Consider the following 23,799-nt stretch of genomic DNA (forward strand, 5'->3'; position numbering starts at 1 on the left):
GACCTCCGAGACCTTCACCATCGCCGTCGAGGACGTGAATGAGGCCCCGGCAGAGGTCATGCTGGACGGCACCACCGTCACTGAAAACGCCGCAGGCGCGGCCATTGGCACGCTGTCCATTGTCGACCCCGACGCAGGCGACAGCCATGAGATCACCCTCTCGGACGACCGCTTCGAGGTCGTCGGCAATGAGATCCGCCTGAAGGATGGCGTCAGCCTCGACCACGAAGAGACCGCTGAGATCGATCTGGAGGTCACCGTCACCGACGCAGGCGGGCTCACGACCTCCGAGACCTTCACCATCGCCGTCGAGGACGTGAATGAGGCCCCGGCCGAGGTCTCGCTGGACGGCACCACCGTCACTGAAAACGCCGCAGGCGCGGCCATTGGCACGCTGTCCATTGTCGACCCCGACGCAGGCGACAGCCATGAGATCACCCTCTCGGACGACCGCTTCGAGGTCGTCGGCAATGAGATCCGCCTGAAGGATGGCGTCAGCCTCGACCACGAAGAGACCGCCGAGATCGATCTTGAGGTCACCGTCACCGACGCAGGCGGGCTCACGACCTCCGAGACATTCACCATCGCGGTCGAAGACATGAACGAGGCCCCGGCAGAGGTCTCGCTGGACGGCACCACCGTCACTGAAAACGCCGCAGGCGCGGCCATTGGCACGCTGTCCATTGTCGACCCCGACGCAGGCGACAGCCATGAGATCACCCTCTCGGACGACCGCTTCGAGGTCGTCGGCAATGAGATCCGCCTGAAGGATGGCGTCAGCCTCGACCACGAAGAGACCGCCGAGATCGATCTTGAGGTCACCGTCACCGACGCAGGCGGGCTGGCGACCTCCGAGACATTCACCATCGCGGTCGAAGACATGAACGAGGCCCCGGCAGAGGTCTCGCTGGACGGCACCACCGTCACTGAAAACGCCGCAGGCGCGGCCATTGGCACGCTGTCCATTGTCGACCCCGACGCAGGCGACAGCCATGAGATCACCCTCTCGGACGACCGCTTCGAGGTCGTCGGCAATGAGATCCGCCTGAAGGATGGCGTCAGCCTCGACCACGAAGAGACCGCTGAGATCGATCTGGAGGTCACCGTCACCGACGCAGGCGGGCTCACGACCTCCGAGACCTTCACCATCGCCGTCGAGGACGTGAATGAGGCCCCGGCCGAGGTCTCGCTGGACGGCACCACCGTCACTGAAAACGCCGCAGGCGCGGCCATTGGCACGCTGTCCATTGTCGACCCCGACGCAGGCGACAGCCATGAGATCACCCTCTCGGACGACCGCTTCGAGGTCGTTGGCAATGAGATCCGCCTGAAGGACGGCGTCAGCCTCGACCATGAAGAAGCCGCCGAGGTCGATCTGGAGGTCACCGTCACCGACGCAGGCGGGCTCACGACCTCCGAGACCTTCACCATCGCGGTCGAAGACATGAACGAGGCCCCGGCAGAGGTCTCGCTGGACGGCACCACGCTGTCTGAAAACGCCGCAGGCGCGGCCATTGGCACGCTGTCCATTGTCGACCCCGACGCAGGCGACAGCCATGAGATCACCCTCTCGGACGACCGCTTCGAGGTCGTCGGCAATGAGATCCGCCTGAAGGATGGCGTCAGCCTCGACCACGAAGAGACCGCCGAGATCGATCTTGAGGTCACCGTCACCGACGCAGGCGGGCTCACGACCTCCGAGACATTCACCATCGCGGTCGAAGACATGAACGAGGCCCCGGCAGAGGTCTCGCTGGACGGCACCACGCTGTCTGAAAACGCCGCAGGCGCGGCCATTGGCACGCTGTCCATTGTCGACCCCGACGCAGGCGACAGCCATGAGATCACCCTCTCGGACGACCGCTTCGAGGTCGTTGGCAATGAGATCCGCCTGAAGGACGGCGTCAGCCTCGACCATGAAGAAGCCGCCGAGGTCGATCTGGAGGTCACCGTCACCGACGCAGGCGGGCTCACGACCTCCGAGACCTTCACCATCGCCGTCGAGGACGTGAATGAGGCCCCGGCCGAGGTCTCGCTGGACGGCACCACCGTCACTGAAAACGCCGCAGGCGCGGCCATTGGCACGCTGTCCATTGTCGACCCCGACGCAGGCGACAGCCATGAGATCACCCTCTCGGACGACCGCTTCGAGGTCGTTGGCAATGAGATCCGCCTGAAGGACGGCGTCAGCCTCGACCACGAAGAGACCGCCGAGATCGATCTGGAGGTCACCGTCACCGACGCAGGCGGGCTGGCGACCTCCGAGACCTTCACCATCGCCGTCGAGGACGTGAATGAGGCCCCGAGTGATCTCACCCTCAGCTCTTCCTCGGAGAACTTGATCCGCAATGGCAGTTTTGAGGATTTTGAACTGGATGCCGGGCGCTGGCGAGGCTTCGAGTCGGATGAAACTGGTGCTTGGCAGGATCAGAATGGGATTGAGGTCTGGAACAATCTTGGCCGGGTGACCGCGTCGGACGGGGACCAGCTGATGGAGCTGGATCATGGTCATGGTGTGGATTCCATTTCGCAAACCATCAACACAGATGCGGGCCAGGTTTATGATCTGGGGCTGGATATTCGCGAACGTTTTTCCGGTGGCACCGATACGGTAGAAGTCTACTGGAACGGCGATCTGGTGGCCGAAATCGACCCGCAGGCCACCGAATGGGAAACCTTCGAGTTGCAAGTGATCGGTACCGGCCAAGACACGCTGGAATTGCGCGAACCTGAAGGAGGAAGCGACAGTCTTGGCGCTCTAATTGACAATATCACCCTTGTCGCTGCGGAAAGCACCGTGGCCGAAAACCTTGAGGGCGCGGTGGTTGGTGAGCTGTCTTTTGTGGACCCCGACGACGGGGACAGCCATGAATTCAGTGTCTCGGATGACCGTTTTGAGGTCGTGGGCAACACGCTGTGCCTGAAACCCGGCGTGAGCCTCGATTATGAAGAAGCGGCGCAAATAGAGGTTGAGGTCACAGTAACGGACGCGGGTGGGCTTTCCACAGCGGAAAACTTCACTGTTCATATCGCCGACATTGCAGAGCCCCAGGATGTTGATATCGAAATTCCTGTCGGAACTGGATTTCAGACCAAGTATTTTGACGTTGATCATAGTTTGAAAGAACTGGCGGACGTGGATTGGTCAGCGGATCCCACCCATCAGGAAGTCAAAAGCGATATCAACTTTGAAAACAGCGGGAACTCTTTCTGGGAGGGTGGTTCGCGCGACACATTTGGAGTCGAGGTTTCTGGAAATATCGAAGTGGAAGAAGGCGGCACCTTTGAATTCTTCCTTGGCGGTGATGATGGGGCCGTGCTGTTTGTCGATGGTCAAGAGGTGGTCAATCATGATGGCTTGCACGCTTACAAGACCGGCACTGGGGAGATCGATCTGGACCCCGGCACCCATCATATCGAAGTGCGCTACTTTGAGAATTACGGCCATGCCGGACTGAAGTTGGAGTGGGAGGGTCCCGGCCTTGAGGGGCGCGAGCTTGTCACTGCACCAGATATGTCAGAGGCGCAGACAGTCAGCGGCGTCCCCGTGACATTGGACGTGGACATGAGCGTGATGGACCCCAATGGCCATGCCGAAATTGCGCTGGAAGGATTGCCAGTGGGGTCTCTGGTCGAAGCAGGGTCGCTGACACTTATTGTCGATGACAGCGGTGGCGTCGATCTTGGCGGTTGGGACGGCAATAGCATTCAAATTACCCCACCGCTTGATTTCATGGGGGAGGTTTCCGCCGATCTGCATGTGACCACCCAGTTGGCCGATGGGTCGTCTCAAAACGGTACACAGAACATCACCTTTGACGTCAACGAAGCCCATATTGATGCGCCAAGCGCCGAACTGGTCGGCGGCTTTCACGCCAGCTATTTTGATGTCGATCACAGCCTGAATGTATTGGATGACATCGATTGGTCATCCGATCCCACCCATGAAGAAATGGTCACGGAGATTAACTATCAGAACGCGTCAGACTCTTTCTGGGAAGGCGGCTCCAAGGACACATTTGGCGCTAAGCTTGAGGGCAAGGTCACGATCGAAGAAGGCGGAAACTATACCTTCTTTGCAGGCGGCGACGATGGTGTTGCGCTGTTTATTGATGGCGAACAGGTGATCAACAATGACGGGCTGCACGGGTTTCGCACCCGCAGCGGCGAGGTCGAGCTGGAACCCGGCACTTATGAAATTGAGGTCCGCTACTTTGAAAATTATGGGCGTGCCGGTCTCAAGGTGGAATGGGACGGGCCAGACACCAATGGACGGGAAACTCTGCAGGCGGATGCACCAGAGCAGGTCGCGGAAAATGGCACGCTGGATGTTGGCATTTCGCTTACCGGTGCAAGCCCAGAGGCAAGTGTTGTGTTAGACGGCTTACCCGCCAATACGCTTTTGATCAGCGGTGATGAGGCCGCGCTTTCCGATGGCACCCCGATAGATCTGTCCGGCTGGGACATTGATCACCTGGAAGTCTCGCCACCGCCGGGCTTTGAGGGCAAAATTGAAGGGGAATTGCAGCTATCCGACACCGCATTCAACGGGGAAGAAGTGTCCGCGACCAGCACGTTTACTTTGCAAGTGGGAGAGCCGGGCGATGAGCCGCCAGAAAACGGCGCTGAGGCGCTGGACATCCAAATCGCAGTTGATGCCAGTGAAGGATCCACACAGGTGGGATGGGACGCTGATCTTTCCGACGCAGAGCCAAGCAGCGATGACGGTGGTGATGTCATGGCCGAACCTGTCCTCAGCAATTCAGTTGCCGAAATCACGGTGATTGACACCGACACTTACGAGCGGGTTGATTGGTAGCGGCTGCGCGCCACGCGCACGCTACGGCATTCCCCTGCAACGCGTCTACTGCGCGAGCAGAACCGGAATATTGGCGTTTTCTAGAACGCTTTTTCCGGTGCCCCCAAACAGTTCCTCGCGAAACGACGTTGTCTGCCGCACCCCCATAACCAGAAGCCCTGCGCCCTCTTGTTCGCAGCAGTCCAGAATGGCCTTTGCAGCTCCGCCCGAGCTCGGTTTCACAGTGATCAGGTTGGCTTGAACGCCGTGGCGCTCAATGGCGGTTATCACATCAATGCCCGGCAGGGGTTTGCCGACTTTCTTGTTGTCGACCGTCACGATGGTCACCCGCTGCTTCGTCTCCAGAATGCTCATGGCGGACCACAGGGCATTTGCGGCGGCGCGATTGCCGTCCCATGCCAGAACAGCGTGTTCGTGGATGGCCTCAACATCATATTTTCGAGGCACAACAATGACCGGGCGCCCGCTGCGCGCCGCGATCCGGTCGGGATGCAAGTCATAGCGTCTATTGCCAACAAGAATATCCCGACGCCCGACAACGGTGACGTCAAACATCAGCGAATAATCCGCAACCGTCTGATCCGAGTTGCCAAACTGCTCGATCCAATGCAAGTGGTCCGGCCCGACTTCGGGATACCCGACTTTTAGAAACGCATCCTTGATCCGGGTGTGTTCCTTGTCCTCAAGCGCGCCGAGCACATCTTTCATGTCCGACGGGATCCAGGTTTCCTGTCGCAGCCGTGATTGCGCGCTTTGGTGCGCCAGAAGCCCGGTGACATGTGCATCGTACTTGCGATGCATCAGCTTGGCCAACCGCATGGCTGCATCAGATGAATCCGACCCGTTATATGCGACAAGTATGCTCTTGATGCTCATGAGGAGACCTTTGCGCTTCGCTGCGAGCGCCGATCAAGGCGCAATGCAACAATGATTGTCAGAACCGACAGGGCCATAAACACGGCGGCAATCGGATTGTTGAACAGAAACCAAGGATCGCTGCCGGTGGAGGCAAAGGCCTGACGCGCGGTATCCTCGAGACGACCTCCAAGGATAAAAGCGATGACAAAGGGCAACGGAGAAATCCCGTAGACCCGCATCAAATACCCCACCACACCAAAGGCCAGTGTGATCCAAACCGCAACCATGGCGGTTTCCTGAACGTAGATCGCGGTCAAAGTCAGCAGCAAGACAACGGGCAACAGCATCTGCTTTGGCACGCGGGTCATAATGCCCATCGCGCGCATGATCAGCCCACCAATTGTCCAGTTCAGGAAATTGGCGATGAACATGCAGGTGAAAAGGCCAAAAGCGATAACCAGCTCAGGGTTCACTTGCTCGGTCGAAAATTTGAAAACCGAAGGCCCCGGGGTGAAGCCGCCGATGCTTTCTGCAGCAAGGATCAAAAACACGGCCGCCGCGTTGCCGGGAATGCCAAGGGAAAGCACGGGGATAAGGTTTGCGCCGGAAACTGACGAATTTGCAGCTTCGGTTGCGGCCACCCCCTCCGGCGCGCCTTCCCCGAAACTGGGATCGCCCTTGCGTTTTCGCTTTTCGTGCCGTGCACGTCCCAATGTGTAACCAATGGTCGCAGCCAGTGTCGATCCGATCCCCGGCAGCGCGCCGATGACGGTGCCGACAAGTGCAGAACGACAAATGTATGGCCAGATCCGGCCAATGAGCCGCAGGCTCAGACCTTGGTTGTCCCTGCCTTCCGGATCATCTTGCCGGTCCTGCCGCCCCCGTTCGCGCCAGTAAGTCGTCAGTTCATGCGCAACAGCCCCGACAATCAAAACGCCGAGGATAACCGCTGCCAGCGGCAGGCCTTCAGACAAAGCTGGGCTGCCAAGGCTAAGCCGCGGGTAGAAATCTTCGCCTGTGCCGACATAGGCCGCAAGCAATCCCAACCCCGTCGAAATCAGACCCTTAGCAGGTGCACCACCAACGGCGGCCGCAATAAACGCCAGAGACAGGATCAGCAGCGCTGCCTTCTCGGGCAGATCCAGATATCCTTCGACCAGGATCGCCAGAAAGGGCGCACATACAATCAAGACGATGTCCGAAAATGTGTCGCCCGAAACCGAAGAGAAATGCGCAACCCGCAGGGCCCGGCGCGCATTGCCCTTTTGGGTCATTGGATAGCCGTCCAATGTGGTCAGATACGCATCAGGCGTTCCGGGCGTGTTGAACAAAATCGCAGGCACTGCCCCGCCAATTGTCGCCCCTTTCATAACCCCAATAAGAAATCCCATAACCGGCAAAAGCGCATCGGGACTAAAGCCGAAGATCGATATCAGGATCGGCAGCGAAATCGCCATGGCGATAGGTCCAGCCAGTCCCGGCGTCGCGCCTACGGCAATGCCAAGCAAGAAGCCTATTGCGATCATGATCAACGTCACTGAGATCGAAAGTCCAAAGATCGAAAACAGTTCCGGACCCTGGAAGACGGACAAAATACCCATCCAGATATAGTCTAGGGTTCCCATCACATGTCTCCGTTGGGCGGCAGCAGAAGGTCATCAAAAGGCAGATCGTAAATCGCAATCATTGCAACGACTGCGACCAGACCGGTGAACAGCGCCCGCCATGAAAAGCGCCCTTCCAACATGGAAATGCTGGACATCACGGCCAATGTGCCCCCGGTCGCAAAGCCAAGGTATTTCCAAGGCGCAGTATCGCGCAGCAGCCGGTATTCCAGGGCATCACCGGTGATCCCATTGGCCACCCAGACCACAAGCGGACCGACGCCCCACATCACAAGAAAGCAAAGGAAATAAACCGCAAACAACAGCCCCGCAAAGCGCATCGCCAACTGGTCCAGCGGCTCTTCGACCCCTGTTTCCGGCGCGCGAAACAGGAGCAATCCAAGCCCGCCGACCATCAAAAAAGCCGCCGCAACTGTAGGAGCAAGGGCATCCCCAATAGAGATCTGCCGGCGGACTTTTTCAATAAAGCCGGTATCCGTGTCCAAGGGGATCCACAGAAAGATCAGAAGAAAGGCAAAGAGCATAAAGAACACGCCCAGCTTTTGATCTCGCGACAAAGGAGATTCCATGTACCTCTTCCTCTTGCGATAAAAATTGGCCCGCAACCACAGTTGCGAGCCAAGAGCCTGTTATTCGGATGCTGCGTCGAGCAGGGTTTCAGAGGTGTCAAACTCCGCCTGAACCCGCTCAGCTAGCGCGTCCCCTTTGATCGCAACAGCCCCCCCAAAGGCCTTGGCAATCATCTGCCCCGCTTTGGTGTTCGGATCAGTAATGACGGCCTCAATAGCATCGGCCATGGCGGCGCGTGCCTCTTCCGGAAGGCCCGCCGGGGCGACAAAAAGAAACTCACCTTCGGCATCAAACTCCAAACCACGTTCCAGCAACAGCGGCGCGTCCGGGCTCTGGTTCAGGGGCTTGGTGATGGCAGAGGCAAGGTTGACCATGTCGCCAGCCGCCACCGCGCGGGTTTGAAGACCCGCGACAAATCCCATGTCCACGTCACCTGCGTTGATGGCGTCAAACACAGCTTTACCACCGCGCAGGGACACAATATTGAAATCAACGCCATTCGCCTTGCCCAACAGGTAGGCAAGATCGGCAAGACGCGGGCTCATCACACCAAAGCTAAGCGTTTCGCCTGCTTTGGCTGCTGCAAAGGCATCGTCAATGGTGGTCCAGCCCCGTCCGCTGGTTGCGACAACCCCCATCTGAAAGCCCGCCGTCGTGATAATCGGCGTGTAATCCGCGGGTTTCATGCCCGCTTTGGGGGTCGCAGCCATGCTGTAGCCGAAGAATTCTGTGACACCGAGACCAATAACGGTGCCATCGGCAGGCGCGTCCTTAAGGGCCGCGGCCATATTCAAACCGCCTTTTCCCGCAACCTCCTCGGGAATGAATTTCCAGCCATGCCGGGCTTCCAATTCTTCGGCAATCAAACGCGCATGTGTGTCAGCACCACCGCCAGACCGGAACGCAACAAGCAGCTTGATCGGTCCGGGTGGCGTCCAATCTGCGGCGGTCGCAGCGGAAGCAGAAGCAGCGATTGCGACAGCTGTGGCTGCAGCTTTGATCATTGATTTCATTTTGACCTCCCATGTTGATTAACCTCAGCATGACCAAATTTAGTTGAAGCATCAACTAAAATCTGTAGAATGGTATCGAAAGGGTCCGCAAATGCATAAGAACAAAGCGCAAGATACGACTGAATCCGAGGTGCCTCTCGAACAGCGCATCAGTTACCGGCTACAGAGAATCGGCACACTGCTGACCACACAGGTCGTCGGGATCCTCAAATCCTCTGGCGATCTGACGTTGAACCAATGGCGCTTGCTGGACTTTGTCAAAGGCCGCGATGGCGGCTCAGCGCACGAGCTCGCAAAACGGGGCTATGTGGACAAAGCCACAATGAGCCGCGCATCCGCTGATCTGATGAAACGCGGCTATATTGAAGTGTCCCCAAACCCGTCAGATCGCCGCGCTAGCCGGTTGTACTTAACCGATAAAGGCCGCGCAGCACTGGCCGCCACCGACCCTCTGATGCGGGCACGTCAGCAGGCGCTGTTGTCTGCAATCACCCCGGAAGAAAAAGAAACCCTGTTTCGGGTCCTCGACAAACTTGAGGCGGCCGTTACTGAAAAGGATCGTGAAATCACATGACCCAAAACAACCTTCTTGTCATTGTCTCGGATGAACATCAGGCGCGGGCGATGGGCTGTGCGGGTCATCCCTTTGTCAAAACACCCCATCTGGATCAGCTTGCTGCCAAGGGTACGTTGTTTGAACATGCCTATACCCCCTGCCCGATCTGCGTGCCGGCCCGTGCGGCCTTTGCCACCGGCAAATATGTGCATGAAACCCGCCTCTGGGACAACGCAATGCCCTATACCGGCGCCATTCGCGGATGGGGCCATGCGTTGCAAGAACAAGGGGTGCCGGTCGAATCCATCGGCAAGCTGCACTACCGCGATGAAAAGGACCCGGCGGGGTTTGATGTCGAATACATCCCCATGATGGTTCAGGGCGGTGTTGGCATGGTCTGGGCTGCGATCCGCAATGAAGAGGACCGCATTGAACCCGGAGCTCGCATGTTGGGAGATTACATCGGGCCGGGCACCAGCACCTACACTGACTACGACCAAGGGGTGACGGATCGCACTGTGGCTTGGCTGGAACAGCGATCTCAAAGTGAAGATGCCCGCCCCTGGTGCCTGTATGTGGGCCTTGTGGCCCCACATTTCCCGCTGGTTGCGCCACAGGAATACTACGATCTGTATCCCGAAAGCAGTATGCCAGACGTCAAGCTGCATCCAGACGCCGGGTATCAACGCCACCCATGGGTTGAAAAGCAAAACAGCGGCTCTGGCGACGCTGAGATGAAATTCACCGACGCCGCCGAACGCGCCCGCGCGTTTTCCGCCTACTACGGGCTGACCTCCTGGCTGGACCACAATGTCGGCCGCATTCTGAAGGCGCTGGAAAGCCAAGGTTTCGGCAGCACCACCAATGTGGTCTACAGCTCGGATCACGGCGACAACCTTGGTGCGCGCGGTCTTTGGGGCAAATCAACCCTTTATGAAGAAAGCGTCGCGATCCCCATGATCATGGCCGGACCTGATGTGCCCACCGGGCGCTGCGAAACGCCGGTCTCGCTGTTGGATGTGTCACAGACCATTGCCGACCAGTTTGGCGCAACAATCGACAGCGCAGAGGGCGTGCGTTCCCTGATCGATATCGCAAAAGACGCGCCCGATCCCGAGCGTCCCATCCTGAGCGAATATCACGCAATCGGTGCCGTCTCTGGCGCGTTTATGCTGCGCAAAGGACCATGGAAACTCAACTATTACGTCGGCTTCCACCCCGAATTGTTTAACCTGGAAACCGACCCCGAAGAGCTGGAGGACAAGAGCCAGGATCCCGCGTTTGCGGACATCCTGGCGCAGATGACCGCTGCTTTGAAGGATATTGTCGACCCGGAACAGGCAAATGCCCAGGCCTTTGCCGACCAAGCTGCATTGGTGGAACGGGTTGGCGGAAAAGAGGCCGCATTGAAGCTTGGCCCAAAATCGGCGACGCCGCCGCCGGACGTCGCCTAAGGGATGCGGCAAGGGGATCGGCTAGGGCCGTTCGAGCAGCAACGCGGTCCCCTGCCCGACGCCCACGCACATGGCGCAGACCGCATACCGTTGCCCGGTCCGCTTCAACTGATGGGCCGCCGTGAGAACAAGACGGGCACCGGTCATGCCAAGCGGGTGGCCCATCGCAATCGCGCCCCCATTCGGATTCACCCGCGGGTCATCGTCGGCGATGCCCAGCTCCCTCAGGCTGGCAAGCCCCTGGCTGGCAAAGGCCTCGTTCAGCTCAATAATGTCAATGTCTGCCACAGATAGGCCGCTGCGTTCCAGCAATTTGCGAGTTGCAGGCACGGGACCGATGCCCATCACACGCGGCTCCACACCGGCTGAGGCCATCGCCCCAACACGCGCCAATGGTGTCAGCCCGTGCTGTGCCACAGCGGCTTCAGACGCCAGTAGCAGCGCTGCGGCCCCATCATTGACACCAGAGGCATTGCCCGCCGTCACGGTGTTGCCAGGCCCATTAATCGCGCCCAGTGACGCCATTTTATCTGCGGACGACCCCAGGCGCGGATGTTCGTCACGCAAAAAGACCAGCGGCTCCCCTTTGCGCTGAGGAAGGGTGACCGGTATGAGCTCCTCCTCGAACAGACCTGCCTCCTGCGCGGCCAGCCAGCGGGCCTGCGATCTGAGCGCAAAAGCATCCTGATCTTCACGGGACACGCCCCAGTCCACGGCGACATTGTCGGCGGTTTGAGGCATCGACTCCGTGCCGTACTGAGCCTCTATCTTTGGGTTCACAAATCGCCAGCCAATGGTGCTGTCATGCACCTCATTGGCACGGCCAAAAGCGCTGGTGGCTTTGGGCATCACAAAGGGCGCGCGGGTCATGCTTTCAACACCGCCCGCGATGGTCAGGTCATAATCGCCCGCTTTAATTCCACGGGCAGCCATGCCCACCGCATCCATCCCCGAGGCACACAGGCGGTTAACTGTCAGCCCCGGAACGGTCGGTGCAAGCCCTGCCAGAAGCGCTGCCATACGGGCCACGTTTCGGTTGTCTTCGCCCGCCTGATTGGAGCAGCCCAGAACAACCTCGTCAACCTGTGCCCAATCCACATCCGGATTGCGCTCAATGAGGGCCCGAATGGGAAGCGCAGCCAGATCATCGGTACGGATCTGGGACAATGCGCCCCCATAGCGGCCAATCGGCGTGCGCACGCCGTCACAGATAAATACGGTCACGGATCTGGTCCTTCTTCGCTAGGGAGTTCTGCGGTCTATGTGCTGGGGGCGATGAAGGCGGTTGCCTCGATCTCGATCAGCGCATCGTCTTCCACGAGGTCCTGAACAATCAACATCGACATCGCCGGGAAATGCTTGCCAAAAACCCGGCGATAGGCTTGGCCAACCTCGCGCTGGTGCGCCAGATATTCCGCTTTGTCTTTGACAAACCAGGTCAGACGCCCCACGTCGGTCACATCCCCTCCGGCTGCGCGCACGATCTCAGCAATGTTTGCAAGCGCCTGCTCCATCTGAGCGATAAAGCCGCCTTCGACAAAGTTTTTGTCTTTGTCCCAGCCGATCTGGCCGCCGATATGCAGAGTTCCATCGGGCATCAGCATGCCATTTGAATAACCAAGCGCAGGCGCCCAGCCTTCTGGGTGAATGGTCTCGGGTTTCACAATGGATCTCCAATTTCTTTGTCAATTTTGGCACGGATGGCATCCGGCCAACGCAAAGGCCGCCCGTTTTGGTCAATACAGACAAGAACCTGATCCGCAACGAAACGCACCTCTTCGCCGGACTGCGCGACGATCTGAAGGCGCAGGCTGGCACCGCCGATCGCTTTAATCGTCAGGTTCAGATCCAGCACGTCGCCATGGCGACTGGGCGCTTTGAAATCGACCTGAAAAGACGCAGTCGGCACTGCGCCTGTCTGGTGCAGATCTTCAAAGGGCCAGTCCAGAACATCGGCAAACATGGCTTCCACGGCATCATTGATCATCTCAAAATACCGGGGATAGAATACGATCCCTGCCGGGTCGCAGTGTTTGAACAGGATCTTTTGGCGCAGGGTGGAATGCATGACGCCTTAGAACGCTTTGTAGGTCTGGGTTGTATAGGTCCGTTCGATGCCTTCGATATTGAGGAGGTTGTCATTGATGAACCGGCCAATATCGGCCCCTTCGGGCACATAGAGCTTCATCAACAGATCGTAGTCGCCGCTTGTTGAGTAAAGCTCTGAGTGGATCTCGCGCAGCACGATCTGGTCGGCAACCTCATAAGCGGTGCCGGGGCGGCAGCGGATTTGTACAAAAAGACAGGTCATGATCTCTCCTCAGGTGACGCGTGATTTGGTTTGATATTTGGGGTCTTGCCAGAGGTTCTGGGTGATCACCTCTTCGAGAATTTCGGCAGCGGCAACGATGTCGGCTGCGTCCAGATACAGCGGGGTAAAGCCAAACCGCATAGTATCGGGCGCACGGAAATCACCGATGACGCCTCGGTCGATCAGCGCCTGCATCGCAGCATAACCATGCTCAAAAGCAAAGGACACCTGGCTGCCGCGCGCCTCTGGGTCGCGAGGCGAAGCCAGCGTCAGGGTGGGGCAGCGGGCCTCGACCTCTTGGATAAACAGCTCAGAAAGCGCCTGCGAGGCGCGACGCAGGTCCTGCATGTCCACGCCCTCCCAGACATCCATGGCGGCATCCAGAACCGACAGTTGGACAATCGGTGGCGTGCCGACCCGCAGGCGTTCTGTCGACATGGCAGGACGATAGCCCAGCTCCATCGCAAAGGGCGCGTCATGACCCATCCAGCCGGCCAGCGCAGGTTGCACGTCGTGGACAATGTCAGGGCGCACATAGATAAACGCAGGCGCACCAGGCCCCCCATTCAGATATTTATAGCTGCAGCCCACAGCGAATTCTGCGCCCGAAGCTGTCAGATCCACCGGCACAGCACCTGCGCTATGGGCCAGATCCCAGATCATCACCGCGCCGACCGCATGGGCCTTTGCGGTGATCGCCTTCATGTCATGCAGCCGACCAGAGCGGTAATCGACCTGCGTCAGCATCACCACGGCGACGTCTTCGGTGATCTGATCCACCACATCTTCGGCAGCAGGGGTGCGCAGCGCATAATCTTTGTCGATGGTGTTGATCAGCCCCTGCGCCATATAAAGATCGGTCGGGAAATTGCCATTGTCCGACAGGATCACCCGACGGTCAGGGCGCATTTTCAGGGCTGCCGCCAGCGCCTGATAGACCTTGATCGACAGCGTGTCACCAGTGGCCACGCTGCCCTCAGGCGCACCAATAAGCGCGGCAATACGATCACCCACACGCTGCGGCAGGGAAATCCAGTCGGCCGTGTTCCAGGCCCGGATCAGCTCTTGTCCCCATTCTTGCGTGATCGTCTTTTGCGCCCGTTCGGCCGCCCCTTTAGGCAACACGCCAAGCGAATTACCGTCCAGATAGATGACCCCTGCGGGGATATCAAAAAGATGTTTTTTAGGTAGCATCACAAATCTCCGCGCAGGTGCCACAGGTCCGGGAACAGCTCGACGCTCAGCATCTTGCGCAGGTACTGCACACCCGAGGTCCCGCCCGTTCCACGTTTGAATCCGATAACCCGTTCAACCGTGGTCACATGGTTGAACCGCCAGCGGCGGAAGTAATCCTCGAGATCGACCAGTTTTTCACCGAGCTCATATAGCGACCAGTAGACATCAATGTTCTCGTAAACGGTCTTCCAGCGCGCCTGGATGTCCGGGTGCGCCGTGTGCGGCGCATCCAGAGACAGTTCGGGCACATTCTGGTCATGCCCATCGAGCGTTGTATAAAGATGGCGCACAACCTCATGGTAAAAACTGGGTCGCGCCAGCTCAGCCGATAGGGCCTTGTGCACATCCGGGACATGTTCGTGCGGCTTCAGCATATTGGGATTGCGATTGCCCAGCACGAATTCGATCATCCGGTACTGATAGGACTGAAAACCCGAAGACGGCCCCAAAGCCTCGCGGAAGGTGGTGTAGTCTGCAGGCGTCATGGTGCGCAGAACATCCCATTGATTGTTCAGCTGTTCAAAGATCCGGCTGACCCGCGCCAGCATCTTGAACATGGTGGATTTGTCGCCGCTGATCAGCGCCTCGCGCGCGGCGCTCAGTTCATGCAGGATCAGCTTCATCCACAATTCGCTAGTCTGATGCTGAATGACAAACAGCAGCTCATCATGGGCCTCGGACTGCGGGGCCTGATGGGCAAGGATCTGATCCAGATGCAGATAGTCCCCATAGGACATTGCATCCTTGAACCCCATCTTCGCACCGTCGGTTTCCGGGTTATAGGCTTGGTTCGCCATGACTATACCTCACGCAGTTTGAAGCGTTGAATTTTCCCGCTCTCGGTCTTGGGCAGTTCTTTCGCGAACACGACCGAGCGAGGATATTTGAAAGGGGCAATGGTGGCTTTGACATGATCCTGCAGCTGCTTTGCCATTGCCTCAGAAGGAGTCTCGGACGCGCCCAGAACCACATGGGCCTGCACAATTGTTCCGCGTGCCTCGTCAGGGATGCCAATGACGGCGCATTCTGCCACGGCGTCATGGGCCAAAAGCGCCGCCTCCACCTCGGGGCCTGCGATATTGTAGCCGGAGCTGACAATGATATCGTCATTGCGGGCCGCAAAGTGGAAATAGCCATCTTCATCGCGGACAAATGCATCACCCGAAATGTTCCAGCCTCCCTGCACATATTCGCCCTGACGTTCGCCCCGCAGGTAGCGGCAGCCCGTGGGCCCGCGCACGGCCAACCGGCCAATTTCGCCCGGCTTTGCCTCTTGGCCGGTTTCATCCACAACCTTGGCCTCATACCCACGCACCGGCTTGCCCGTGCAGCCCGGACGGTGGTCCGCGAAGCGGTTTGTAAGGAAGATATGCAGCATCTCGGTAGCGCCAATCCCATCCAGCATCGGCTTTCCGGTCTTTTGCATCCATTCGTCATAGACCGGGCCTGGCAGTGTTTCACCAGCGGATACCGCCGCCCGGAGGGAGGACAGATCCGCGCCCTCTTCCATCGCGCGCATCATTGCGCGATAGGCGGTGGGTGCGGTAAAACACACTGTCGCCTGATATTTCTCGATGATCTCGATCATATTGGGGGGCGAGGCGTTTTCCAGCAGCGTGGCCGTCGCTCCAAAACGCAGAGGGAAAATCGCCAGACCACCAAGACCAAAGGTAAACGCCAGTGGGGGTGAGCCGACGAAGACATCGTCGGGTTGCACGTCCAGAACCTCGCGGGCATAACCATCGGCGATGATCAGCAGATCCCGGTGAAAATGCATGGTGCCTTTGGGCGCGCCGGTCGATCCGGAGGTGAACCCAATAAGTGCGACATCATCCTGACTGGTTTGAACTGTATCAAATGTCACAGGTTTTTCCAGCGCCAGCCGGTCCAGTTCGGCGTCGTGATTGGCGGTGCCATCAAAGCCGACAACCGTAGTCAGCGTATCGCAGGATTTGGCGCAGGCCGTCATCTCATCCATCAGGCGTGTGTCACACAACGCGTGGGTGATTTCGGCTTTTTCCACATATTTCTGCAGCTCGACCGCCCGCAGCATGGGCATGGTGTTGACCACAACGGCACCGGCCTTGGTCGCAGCCAGCCAACAGGCCACCATAGCCGGATTATTGGCCGATCGGATCAGCACCCTGTTTCCCGGCTTCAGGCCAAGGTCATCCACCAGCGTATTGGCCAGCCGGTTGGTCCAGTCGGTCAGCTCTTTATAGGTGCGACGGCGACCATTTCCGATCAGCGCCGTGTGATCGCCAAATCCTTTGGCCACCATCGCATCGGTCAGCTCATATGCTGCATTGAGCTGTTCGGGATACTCAAACCCATCCAGCAAGAGGTCAGGCCACTGGTCAACAGGCGGCAGGTTGTCCCGGGAAAACGTATCCGTATGTGCACTGTTCTGTAGCATGTCGATTACCCCTGCTGTGCCGCTAGCGTTTGCCGTGCAATGATCACCCGTTGGACATCAGAGGCCCCCTCGTAGATCCTCAGCGCTCTGATTTCTCTGTATAATTTCTCGACAACCACGCCGGACCTCACGCCATCACCGCCGTGCAGCTGCACGGCTTTGTCGATCACCTGTTGCGCTTGATCGGTGGCAAACAGCTTGGCCATTGCAGCTTCGCGGGTGATGCGGGCAGCCCCGCTGTCCTTAGCCCAGGCGGCGCGGTAAATCAGCAAGGCAGCCGCATCAATGTCCGTGGCCATATCAGCAATGTGGCCCTGTACCATTTGCAGGTCCATCAAAGGGGCACCTTGCACGCATCGGGAGGAAACGCGCGTAAGGGCCTCGTCCAGTGCGCGGCGCGCAAAGCCAAGCGCGGCAGCGCCAACCGTGGACCGGAAAACATCCAGAACCGACATGGCAATCTTGAACCCCTGACCGGCTTCACCAATCAAGGCGGATGCAGGCACACGGCAGTCCACAAACGACAGTGTTGCCAGCGGATGCGGAGCGATGGTTTCAAGCCGTTCGGTGATCTCAAGCCCGGGCGTTGCGGCGGGCACGATAAAGGCTGACATGCCCTTTGCACCCGGCGCTTCGCCAGTGCGGGCAAACACCGTGTAGAGATCGGCAATCCCGCCGTTGGAGATCCAGGTTTTTTCACCATTGAGAACAAAGTGATCCCCGTCGCGGGTTGCGGTCATCGTATTTGCCGCAACATCAGATCCCGTTCCGGGTTCGGTCAGCGCAAAGGCGGAAATGGCCTTGCCTGTGCGGGTCTTTGGCAACCATTCGCCACGCTGCGCCTCTGTGCCAAACAGCGAGATCGCCCCGGTGCCCAGCCCCTGCATGGCAAAGGCAAAATCCGCAAGCCCATCATGGCGCGCCAGAATTTCCCGGGTCAGACAGAGTTTGCGTACATCCAACGCCCCGTCTGCACTGCCAGTGGCCTGCAACAGCCCCGCCGCACCCAGATCCAAGACAAGCGCACGGCAGGCCTGGTCCGTGTCACCATGATCGACGGACAGCCCCGCGGCCACCTCTTCGACCCGCGCCGCCCAATCCCGGTGCTCCGCCTCCAAGAAAGGCCAGTTCAGATAACTTTGATCGCTCATCTTTCACCTTTTCCAAATATCCCGGGGAGCGCGAGGGGCAGCGCCCCTCGCTCCGTATCAGTCGCCCTCGAACACAGGTTTTTCTTTGGCGACAAAGGCATGGTAGGCACGGTGGAAATCTTGCCCCTGCATACAGATCGCCTGCGCCTGCGCCTCGGCCTCGATCGCCTGCTCGATGGACATGGACCATTCCTGTGCCAGCATGGTTTTGGTCATCATATTGGCAAAGCCCGGCCCATCGGCAATTCGGCGGGCCATAGTTTGCGCCGCCGAAAGCAGCTCACCCGCTTCAACCACCTTGTTGAAATAGCCCCAGGCAACACCTTCCTCAGCGCTCATGGACCGGCCAAGATACAACAGCTCTGCCGCGCGTCCCTGACCGATAATCCGAGGCAGGATCGCGCAGGCCCCCATGTCACAGCCCGCAAGCCCAACGCGGTTGAACAGAAAGGCCGTCTTGGCCTCGGGTGTGGCAAGCCGCAGGTCAGAGGCCATCGAGATAATCGCCCCTGCCCCGGCACAGACACCATCCACCGCAGCGATAATTGGCGTGCCGCAGTTGACCATTGCCTTGACCAGATCCCCGGTCATACGGGTGAAAGCCAGCAGTTCCTTCATGTTCATTTTGGTGAGCGGGCCGATAATGTCATGGACATCCCCCCCCGACGAAAAGTTGCCGCCGTTCGGGGCAAAGACCACCGCCTTGACCGTGTCGTCATAATGGAGATCACGGAACCAATCCCGCAGTTCGGCGTAGCTGTCGAATGTCAGCGGGTTTTTACGCTCTGGCCGGTCCAGCGACACAGTCGCGATGCCGTCCGCAATGTCGCAGTTGAAATAGGAAACGTCCTGTCGCATCAGATATCCCTTTCTTCCAGCGTTTCGGCCAAGCGATCGAGGCGCAGGATCATGCCTTCGATGTCATCAGCATTCAAACCGCCCAGCAGGTCGTCGATCCACGCCTCATGTGCGGCCGCATGCTCAGCAAAAGTGGCCTGACCTTTGGCGGTCAGCTGCACGAGGTTGGCGCGCCGATCACCGGGCACGGCCACGCGCTGCGCCAGCCCGTCCTGCGCCAACTTGTCCACCACAACAGTCACATTGCCGTTGGAGACCCGCAGCATTTTTGAAATCTCGCTCATCTTCAAACCCTCAGGCACGCGAGACAGGGCCGACATCACATCAAAGCGCGGCAGAGTTCCGCTGTACTCTGCCCGCAGACGGCGGCGGACTTCGTCCTCCAGCAGACTTGAGGCCTTGAGCAACTTGAGCCAGAGCCGCAGTCTTTCTTTCGACAGCGGGGTATCAGGTGCGATATCGGGTTGGGGACCGGTTGTCATATTTCACCTCCTGATAGGCTGAGTGCATGGCCATTGATGGAGCGCGCAGCATCCGAACAAAGCCAAAGCGCGGTTTGTGCGACCTCATCGGTCTGAATGAACCGCTTTTGGGGGTTTCCGCCATAAAGCGCAGCACGCGCCTCGGCTTCGGTCTTGCCGGTTTTTTCGGTGATGTTGGCGACAGAGCGATCCAGCATCGGGGTTTCTATGAACCCCGGACAAATCGCATTGACTGTGATCCCCGCACCGGCGAGCTCCAGTGCAAGCGCGCGGGTCAAGCCGACAACCCCGTGTTTTGCCGCGCAGTATGCAGCGACATAAGGATAGCCCTTGAGCCCAGCAGTGGACGCAATTGCGATCATCCGACCCCACCCTTGCGCTTTCATATCCGGCAAGGCGGCCTGCCAGACATTGGCCACACCAACCAAGTTCACCGCCAGCATATTGTTCAGGACCTCTGGCGTCATTTTGGCAAAGGGTACGCTGTCAGCTGCGCCCGCATTGGCAACAACAGCCGCCACCGGCCCGTGTGCGTCCCGCGCAGCCGAGAAGGCCTCGGTGACTGCGGCGGCGTCGGTTACATCACAGATCTGATAGGGCAGCCCCTGCGCCTGAAGCGGTGCTTCACTGCGTCCCATGATTGTGACCTTGGCACCGGCCTCCGCAAACAGTTGCGCGGTTTCAGCGCCAACACCGGTGCCGCCGCCAGTCACGACGATATGTCTGTCACGGATGCTCATACTTTGATCGCCGCGGCCGCTTCGCGTTCCGCGAGGCGCCAGATCATGTCACGGCCTGCGCGATAGGGTTCTGGCCAATTTGCGGAACGATCGCCAATATTGCTGCCCGCGTGAAGGGTCCAATATGGATCCGCCAGATGCGCCCGAGCGAGACACACCAGATCCGCCCGCCCCGCCATCAAGATCGAATTCACGTGATCCGCCTCGTAGATGTTCCCCACGGCCATTGTCGAAATCCCGGTCTCATTTCGGATCCGGTCCGAGAATGGCACCTGGAACATGCGACCATAGACCGGCGCTTCCTCCGACACCGTTTGGCCAGACGAAACATCGATGATATCGGCACCGGCCGCATCAAAGGCCTGCGCCAGCAGGATTGCGTCTTCCGGCTGTGTGCCGCCCTCACCAACCCAGTCATGGGCAGAGATCCGCACAGACATCGGCTTTTCCGTGGGCCAAATGGCCCGCATGGCATGGAACACTTCCAAGGGGAAGCGCAGGCGGTTCTCGATCGAACCACCAAATTCATCGGTTCGATGGTTGGTCGCCGGTGACAGGAAACTGCCCAACAGATACCCGTGCGCGGCGTGCATTTCGATCATGTCGAACCCGGCCTGATCGGCCATTTTTGCGGCGGCCACGAATTGATCCCGCACCTGCTCCATATCCGCCCGCGTCATTTCGCGCGGGGTTTGACTGAGCTCTTTGTACGGCAGGGGCGACGCCGCCATCAGCTCCCAATTGCCATCTGCAAGCGGATTATCAATCCCCCCTTCCCAGGGAATACAGGTCGACCCTTTGCGCCCTGAGTGCCCGATCTGACAGCAGATCTTCGCATCGGTTTCCGCATGAACGAAGTCCGTCAGCCGCTGCCAGGCGGCCACGTGACCCTCGCGATAAAGACCCGGGCAGCCGGGGGTGATGCGCCCCTCCGGAGACACACATGTCATTTCGGTATAGACCAGTGCTGCGCCGCCTTTGGCGCGTTCGCCATAGTGGATCAGATGCCAATCCGTTGGGCAACCATCGACAGCCTTGTACTGCGCCATAGGTGATACCACGATGCGGTTCTTCAGCTCCATTTTGCGCAGCTTGTAAGGCGTGAACATCGGCGCGCGGACCTCTGCTGTCTCCGGCGCACCTGCGCGAGTCTGGAACCATTTCTCGGCGCTGCGCAGCCAGTCGCCATCCCGCAACCGCAGATTTTCATGGCTGATCCGCTGGGACCGCGTCAGCAGCGAATAATTGAACTGAACCGGGTCCAGATCCAGATACCGCTCCACATCCTCAAACCACTCCAAAGAGTTGCGAGCCGCTGACTGTAGCCGCAGAACATCCAAGCGACGCTCTTCCTGATAGCGCTCAAAGGCAGCTTCTTTGGTTGGCTCCACATTCAGGAACTCTGCCAGCGCAATTGCGCTGTCAAAGGCCAGTCGCGTGCCCGAGCCGATAGAGAAATGCGCGGTCGCAGAGGCATCCCCCAACAGCACCACATTCTCGTGATGCCATTTTTCGCACAGAACCCGCGGGAAATTGATCCAAACCGCAGAGCCGCGCAGATGGTCGGCATTGGAGATCAGATCGTGGCCGCCCAAATGCTTCTCAAAGGTCGCGCGGCAGGTCTCGACAATCTCGTCCTTTGACATGTGCTCAAAGCCAAAATTGTCCCATGTCTCCTGGGTGCATTCCACGATGAAAGTCGCGGTATCCTCGTCGAACTGATAGGCGTGAACCCAAATCCAGCCGTGCACCGTTTTTTCAAAGATAAAGGTGAAGGCATCGTCGAATTTCTGGTGCGTGCCCAACCAGATGAACTTGCATTTTCGGGTGTCGACTTCCGGTTTGAAATACGCTGCATAGGTTGAGCGCACGGTAGAGTTCAGCCCATCACAGCCGACCACAACGTCATAGTCTTTGCGATAGGTTTCAATGTCGTCAAACGCGGTCTCAAAGCGCAGCTCGACCCCCAGTTCACGGGCGCGATCCTGCAAAAGCAGCAGCAGTTTCTTGCGGCCGATTCCTGCAAATCCGTGACCACTAGAAACGGTCCGCACCCCGTCATGGACCACCGCAATATCATCCCAATAGGCAAAGTTCTGGCGAATGACCTCCGCGCTTTCCGGGTCATTGGCCCGCAGATTACCAAGCGCATCATCCGATAGCACCACACCCCAACCAAAGGTGTCATTGAATTTATTTCTTTCAATAACAACAACTTCATGATCAGGATCCCGCAACTTCATGGAAATTGCAAAGTAGAGACCAGCAGGTCCTCCGCCAAGACAAGCTACACGCATCTTTACTTCCTCCATGTCCACATTCGACCAGAATCAGGGTCGCTTATCCAAAGGTACCGCGTTCTGTTTTTATTTCAAGCTTGAATAATTGAAGCTTCACCGATACGTTTTTCATCAGATCGACTCGCCAAAGGGAGACCCGGAAAATGCACGCAAGTGAACACCTCAGCTTCAGCCCTGCCACCCCCGAAGACGCGCGCGCGAAACCTGCGGCGCTTGTTTGGGAAGATCCCTTTCTGATTGAAGACCTTCTCTCTGAAGAAGAGCGCATGATCCGCGACACCGCGCATGCCTACTGCCAGGACAAGCTGAAACCCCGCGCGATCGAGGCCAACCGCCACGAGGTGTTTCACCGCGACATCATGAGCGAAATGGGCGAGCTGGGCCTTCTGGGGCCGACCCTCCCCGAAGCGTATGGCTGCGTCGGCGCCAACTATGTGTCTTACGGGCTTGTTGCCCGCGAGGTGGAACGTGTCGACAGCGGCTACCGGTCTGCCATGTCGGTGCAAAGCTCGCTGGTGATGCACCCGATCTTTGCCTATGGCTCCGAAGACCAACGGCAAAAATACCTGCCCAAACTGGCAAGCGGCGAATGGGTGGGCTGCTTTGGCCTGACCGAACCCGATCACGGATCAGACCCCGGGTCGATGATCACCCGCGCCAAGAAAGTGGACGGGGGGTATTTGGTTTCCGGGGCCAAGAACTGGATCACCAACAGCCCGATTGCCGATGTGTTTGTGATCTGGGCGAAATCCGACGCCCATGACAATAAGATCCGCGGCTTTGTTCTGGAAAAAGGCATGACGGGGCTGAACGCGCCCAAGATCGAGGGCAAGTTTTCCCTGCGGGCGTCGATCACCGGCATGATCCAGATGGACGAGGTCTTTGTGCCGGACGAAAACCTGCTGCCCCATGTGGAAGGTCTGGCCGGGCCATTTGGCTGCCTGAACCGCGCCCGTTACGGCATCAGCTGGGGCGCCATGGGCGCCGCCGAGGCCTGCTGGCACGCCGCACGCAGCTACACCATGGACCGCAAACAATTTGGCAAACCGCTGGCCGCGATGCAGTTGATCCAGAAGAAACTGGCCGACATGCAGAGCGAGATTTCGCTGGGCCTTCTGGGGGCGCTGCGTCTGGGGCGGTTGATGGACGAACACAAGAACTCGGCCGAGCTGATCAGCCTGATGAAGCGCAACAACTGCGGCAAAGCGCTGGCCATCGCCCGCGAAGCCCGCGACATGCATGGCGGCAATGGGGTGTCGGATGAATATGGCATTATCCAGCATGTGATGAACCTTGAGGCGGTGAACACCTATGAGGGCACCCACGACGTCCACGCCCTGATCCTGGGCCGCGGTCAAACCGGCCTGCAGGCCTTCGTATGACCGACGCGTCAGGCATTGATTGGGAAGA

The 23,799-nt window shown here is 58.6% G+C and carries 20 protein-coding genes; 4 read left to right on the forward strand and 16 right to left on the reverse strand.

Going from position 1 to position 23,799, the window contains the following annotated elements; translation table 11 throughout:
- On the forward strand, positions 1-4,819 hold a 4,819-nt coding region (locus TRM7557_RS00145), incomplete at its 5' end, for a PA14 domain-containing protein (RefSeq protein ID WP_082626457.1).
- Positions 4,820-4,864: 45 nt separating this feature from the next.
- On the opposite strand, the gene TRM7557_RS00150 is transcribed toward TRM7557_RS00145, so the two are convergent.
- Genes TRM7557_RS00150 through TRM7557_RS00165 form a run of 4 tightly spaced genes read right to left on the reverse strand, consistent with a single transcriptional unit; the run spans position 4,865 to position 8,885 of the window.
- Positions 4,865-5,695, reverse strand: a complete 831-nt coding sequence (locus TRM7557_RS00150) for a universal stress protein (RefSeq protein ID WP_058288199.1) — start codon at positions 5,693-5,695, stop codon at positions 4,865-4,867.
- Positions 5,692-7,302, reverse strand: coding sequence for a tripartite tricarboxylate transporter permease (locus TRM7557_RS00155; protein WP_058288200.1), 1,611 nt, complete (start codon positions 7,300-7,302; stop codon positions 5,692-5,694). Before TRM7557_RS00155 ends, TRM7557_RS00150 begins: the two co-directional genes overlap by 4 nt.
- Entirely contained in the window at positions 7,302-7,871 is a 570-nt protein-coding gene (locus tag TRM7557_RS00160; protein ID WP_058288201.1) for a hypothetical protein, read from the reverse strand. The genes TRM7557_RS00155 and TRM7557_RS00160 overlap by 1 nt, the downstream gene beginning before the upstream one ends.
- Positions 7,872-7,931: 60 nt before the next feature.
- Complete coding sequence (locus TRM7557_RS00165) at positions 7,932-8,885, reverse strand: tripartite tricarboxylate transporter substrate-binding protein (RefSeq protein WP_082626458.1); 954 nt, start codon at positions 8,883-8,885, stop codon at positions 7,932-7,934.
- 91 nt (positions 8,886-8,976) lie between these two features.
- Here TRM7557_RS00165 and TRM7557_RS00170 point away from each other — a divergent pair, with 91 nt between their 5' ends.
- Together TRM7557_RS00170 and TRM7557_RS00175 are read left to right on the forward strand one after the other, a co-directional pair.
- Positions 8,977-9,459 (forward strand): MarR family winged helix-turn-helix transcriptional regulator, encoded by a 483-nt coding sequence (locus tag TRM7557_RS00170; RefSeq protein WP_058288203.1) that lies wholly within the window; start codon positions 8,977-8,979, stop codon positions 9,457-9,459.
- A complete protein-coding gene (locus tag TRM7557_RS00175; protein WP_058288204.1) occupies positions 9,456-10,895 on the forward strand; it encodes a sulfatase-like hydrolase/transferase in 1,440 nt (479 codons plus the stop codon). Before TRM7557_RS00170 ends, TRM7557_RS00175 begins: the two co-directional genes overlap by 4 nt.
- Before the next feature lie 21 nt (positions 10,896-10,916).
- Here TRM7557_RS00175 and pcaF read toward each other — a convergent pair whose 3' ends face one another.
- Genes pcaF through TRM7557_RS00235 form a run of 12 tightly spaced genes read right to left on the reverse strand, consistent with a single transcriptional unit; the run spans position 10,917 to position 22,386 of the window.
- Positions 10,917-12,119, reverse strand: a complete 1,203-nt coding sequence (gene pcaF, locus TRM7557_RS00180; RefSeq protein WP_058288205.1) for a 3-oxoadipyl-CoA thiolase — start codon at positions 12,117-12,119, stop codon at positions 10,917-10,919.
- Between the two features lie 35 nt (positions 12,120-12,154).
- Positions 12,155-12,559: a RidA family protein gene (locus tag TRM7557_RS00185; RefSeq protein ID WP_074942195.1), complete on the reverse strand. Its 405-nt coding sequence runs from the start codon at positions 12,557-12,559 to the stop codon at positions 12,155-12,157.
- Entirely contained in the window at positions 12,556-12,963 is a 408-nt protein-coding gene (locus tag TRM7557_RS00190) for an acyl-CoA thioesterase (protein ID WP_058288206.1), read from the reverse strand. The genes TRM7557_RS00185 and TRM7557_RS00190 overlap by 4 nt, the downstream gene beginning before the upstream one ends.
- 6 nt (positions 12,964-12,969) lie before the next feature.
- A complete protein-coding gene (locus TRM7557_RS00195) occupies positions 12,970-13,209 on the reverse strand; it encodes an Lrp/AsnC family transcriptional regulator (protein ID WP_058288207.1) in 240 nt (79 codons plus the stop codon).
- Positions 13,210-13,215: 6 nt separating this feature from the next.
- Positions 13,216-14,400 (reverse strand): kynureninase, encoded by a 1,185-nt coding sequence (kynU, locus tag TRM7557_RS00200; RefSeq protein WP_058288208.1) that lies wholly within the window; start codon positions 14,398-14,400, stop codon positions 13,216-13,218.
- Positions 14,400-15,239: a tryptophan 2,3-dioxygenase gene (locus TRM7557_RS00205; protein ID WP_058288209.1), complete on the reverse strand. Its 840-nt coding sequence runs from the start codon at positions 15,237-15,239 to the stop codon at positions 14,400-14,402. The genes kynU and TRM7557_RS00205 overlap by 1 nt, the downstream gene beginning before the upstream one ends.
- A 2-nt stretch (positions 15,240-15,241) precedes the next feature.
- Positions 15,242-16,858 (reverse strand): benzoate-CoA ligase family protein, encoded by a 1,617-nt coding sequence (locus TRM7557_RS00210; RefSeq protein ID WP_058288210.1) that lies wholly within the window; start codon positions 16,856-16,858, stop codon positions 15,242-15,244.
- 5 nt (positions 16,859-16,863) lie between these two features.
- Positions 16,864-18,009 (reverse strand): acyl-CoA dehydrogenase family protein, encoded by a 1,146-nt coding sequence (locus TRM7557_RS00215; RefSeq protein ID WP_058288211.1) that lies wholly within the window; start codon positions 18,007-18,009, stop codon positions 16,864-16,866.
- A gap of 57 nt (positions 18,010-18,066) precedes the next feature.
- Positions 18,067-18,867, reverse strand: a complete 801-nt coding sequence (locus TRM7557_RS00220; RefSeq protein ID WP_110590868.1) for an enoyl-CoA hydratase family protein — start codon at positions 18,865-18,867, stop codon at positions 18,067-18,069.
- Positions 18,867-19,349: a MarR family winged helix-turn-helix transcriptional regulator gene (locus TRM7557_RS00225; protein ID WP_058288213.1), complete on the reverse strand. Its 483-nt coding sequence runs from the start codon at positions 19,347-19,349 to the stop codon at positions 18,867-18,869. Before TRM7557_RS00225 ends, TRM7557_RS00220 begins: the two co-directional genes overlap by 1 nt.
- Entirely contained in the window at positions 19,346-20,089 is a 744-nt protein-coding gene (locus TRM7557_RS00230; protein ID WP_058288214.1) for an SDR family NAD(P)-dependent oxidoreductase, read from the reverse strand. Before TRM7557_RS00230 ends, TRM7557_RS00225 begins: the two co-directional genes overlap by 4 nt.
- On the reverse strand, positions 20,086-22,386 hold the full coding sequence (locus TRM7557_RS00235) for a bifunctional salicylyl-CoA 5-hydroxylase/oxidoreductase (RefSeq protein WP_058288215.1): 2,301 nt from the start codon (positions 22,384-22,386) through the stop codon (positions 20,086-20,088). The genes TRM7557_RS00230 and TRM7557_RS00235 overlap by 4 nt, the downstream gene beginning before the upstream one ends.
- A 146-nt stretch (positions 22,387-22,532) precedes the next feature.
- Here TRM7557_RS00235 and TRM7557_RS00240 point away from each other — a divergent pair, with 146 nt between their 5' ends.
- Entirely contained in the window at positions 22,533-23,771 is a 1,239-nt protein-coding gene (locus tag TRM7557_RS00240) for an acyl-CoA dehydrogenase (protein WP_058288216.1), read from the forward strand.
- Positions 23,772-23,799: the final 28 nt, after the last annotated feature.

The sequence above is a fragment of the Tritonibacter multivorans genome (assembly GCF_001458415.1).
In the GTDB taxonomy this organism is placed as follows: Bacteria; Pseudomonadota; Alphaproteobacteria; order Rhodobacterales; family Rhodobacteraceae; genus Epibacterium; species Epibacterium multivorans.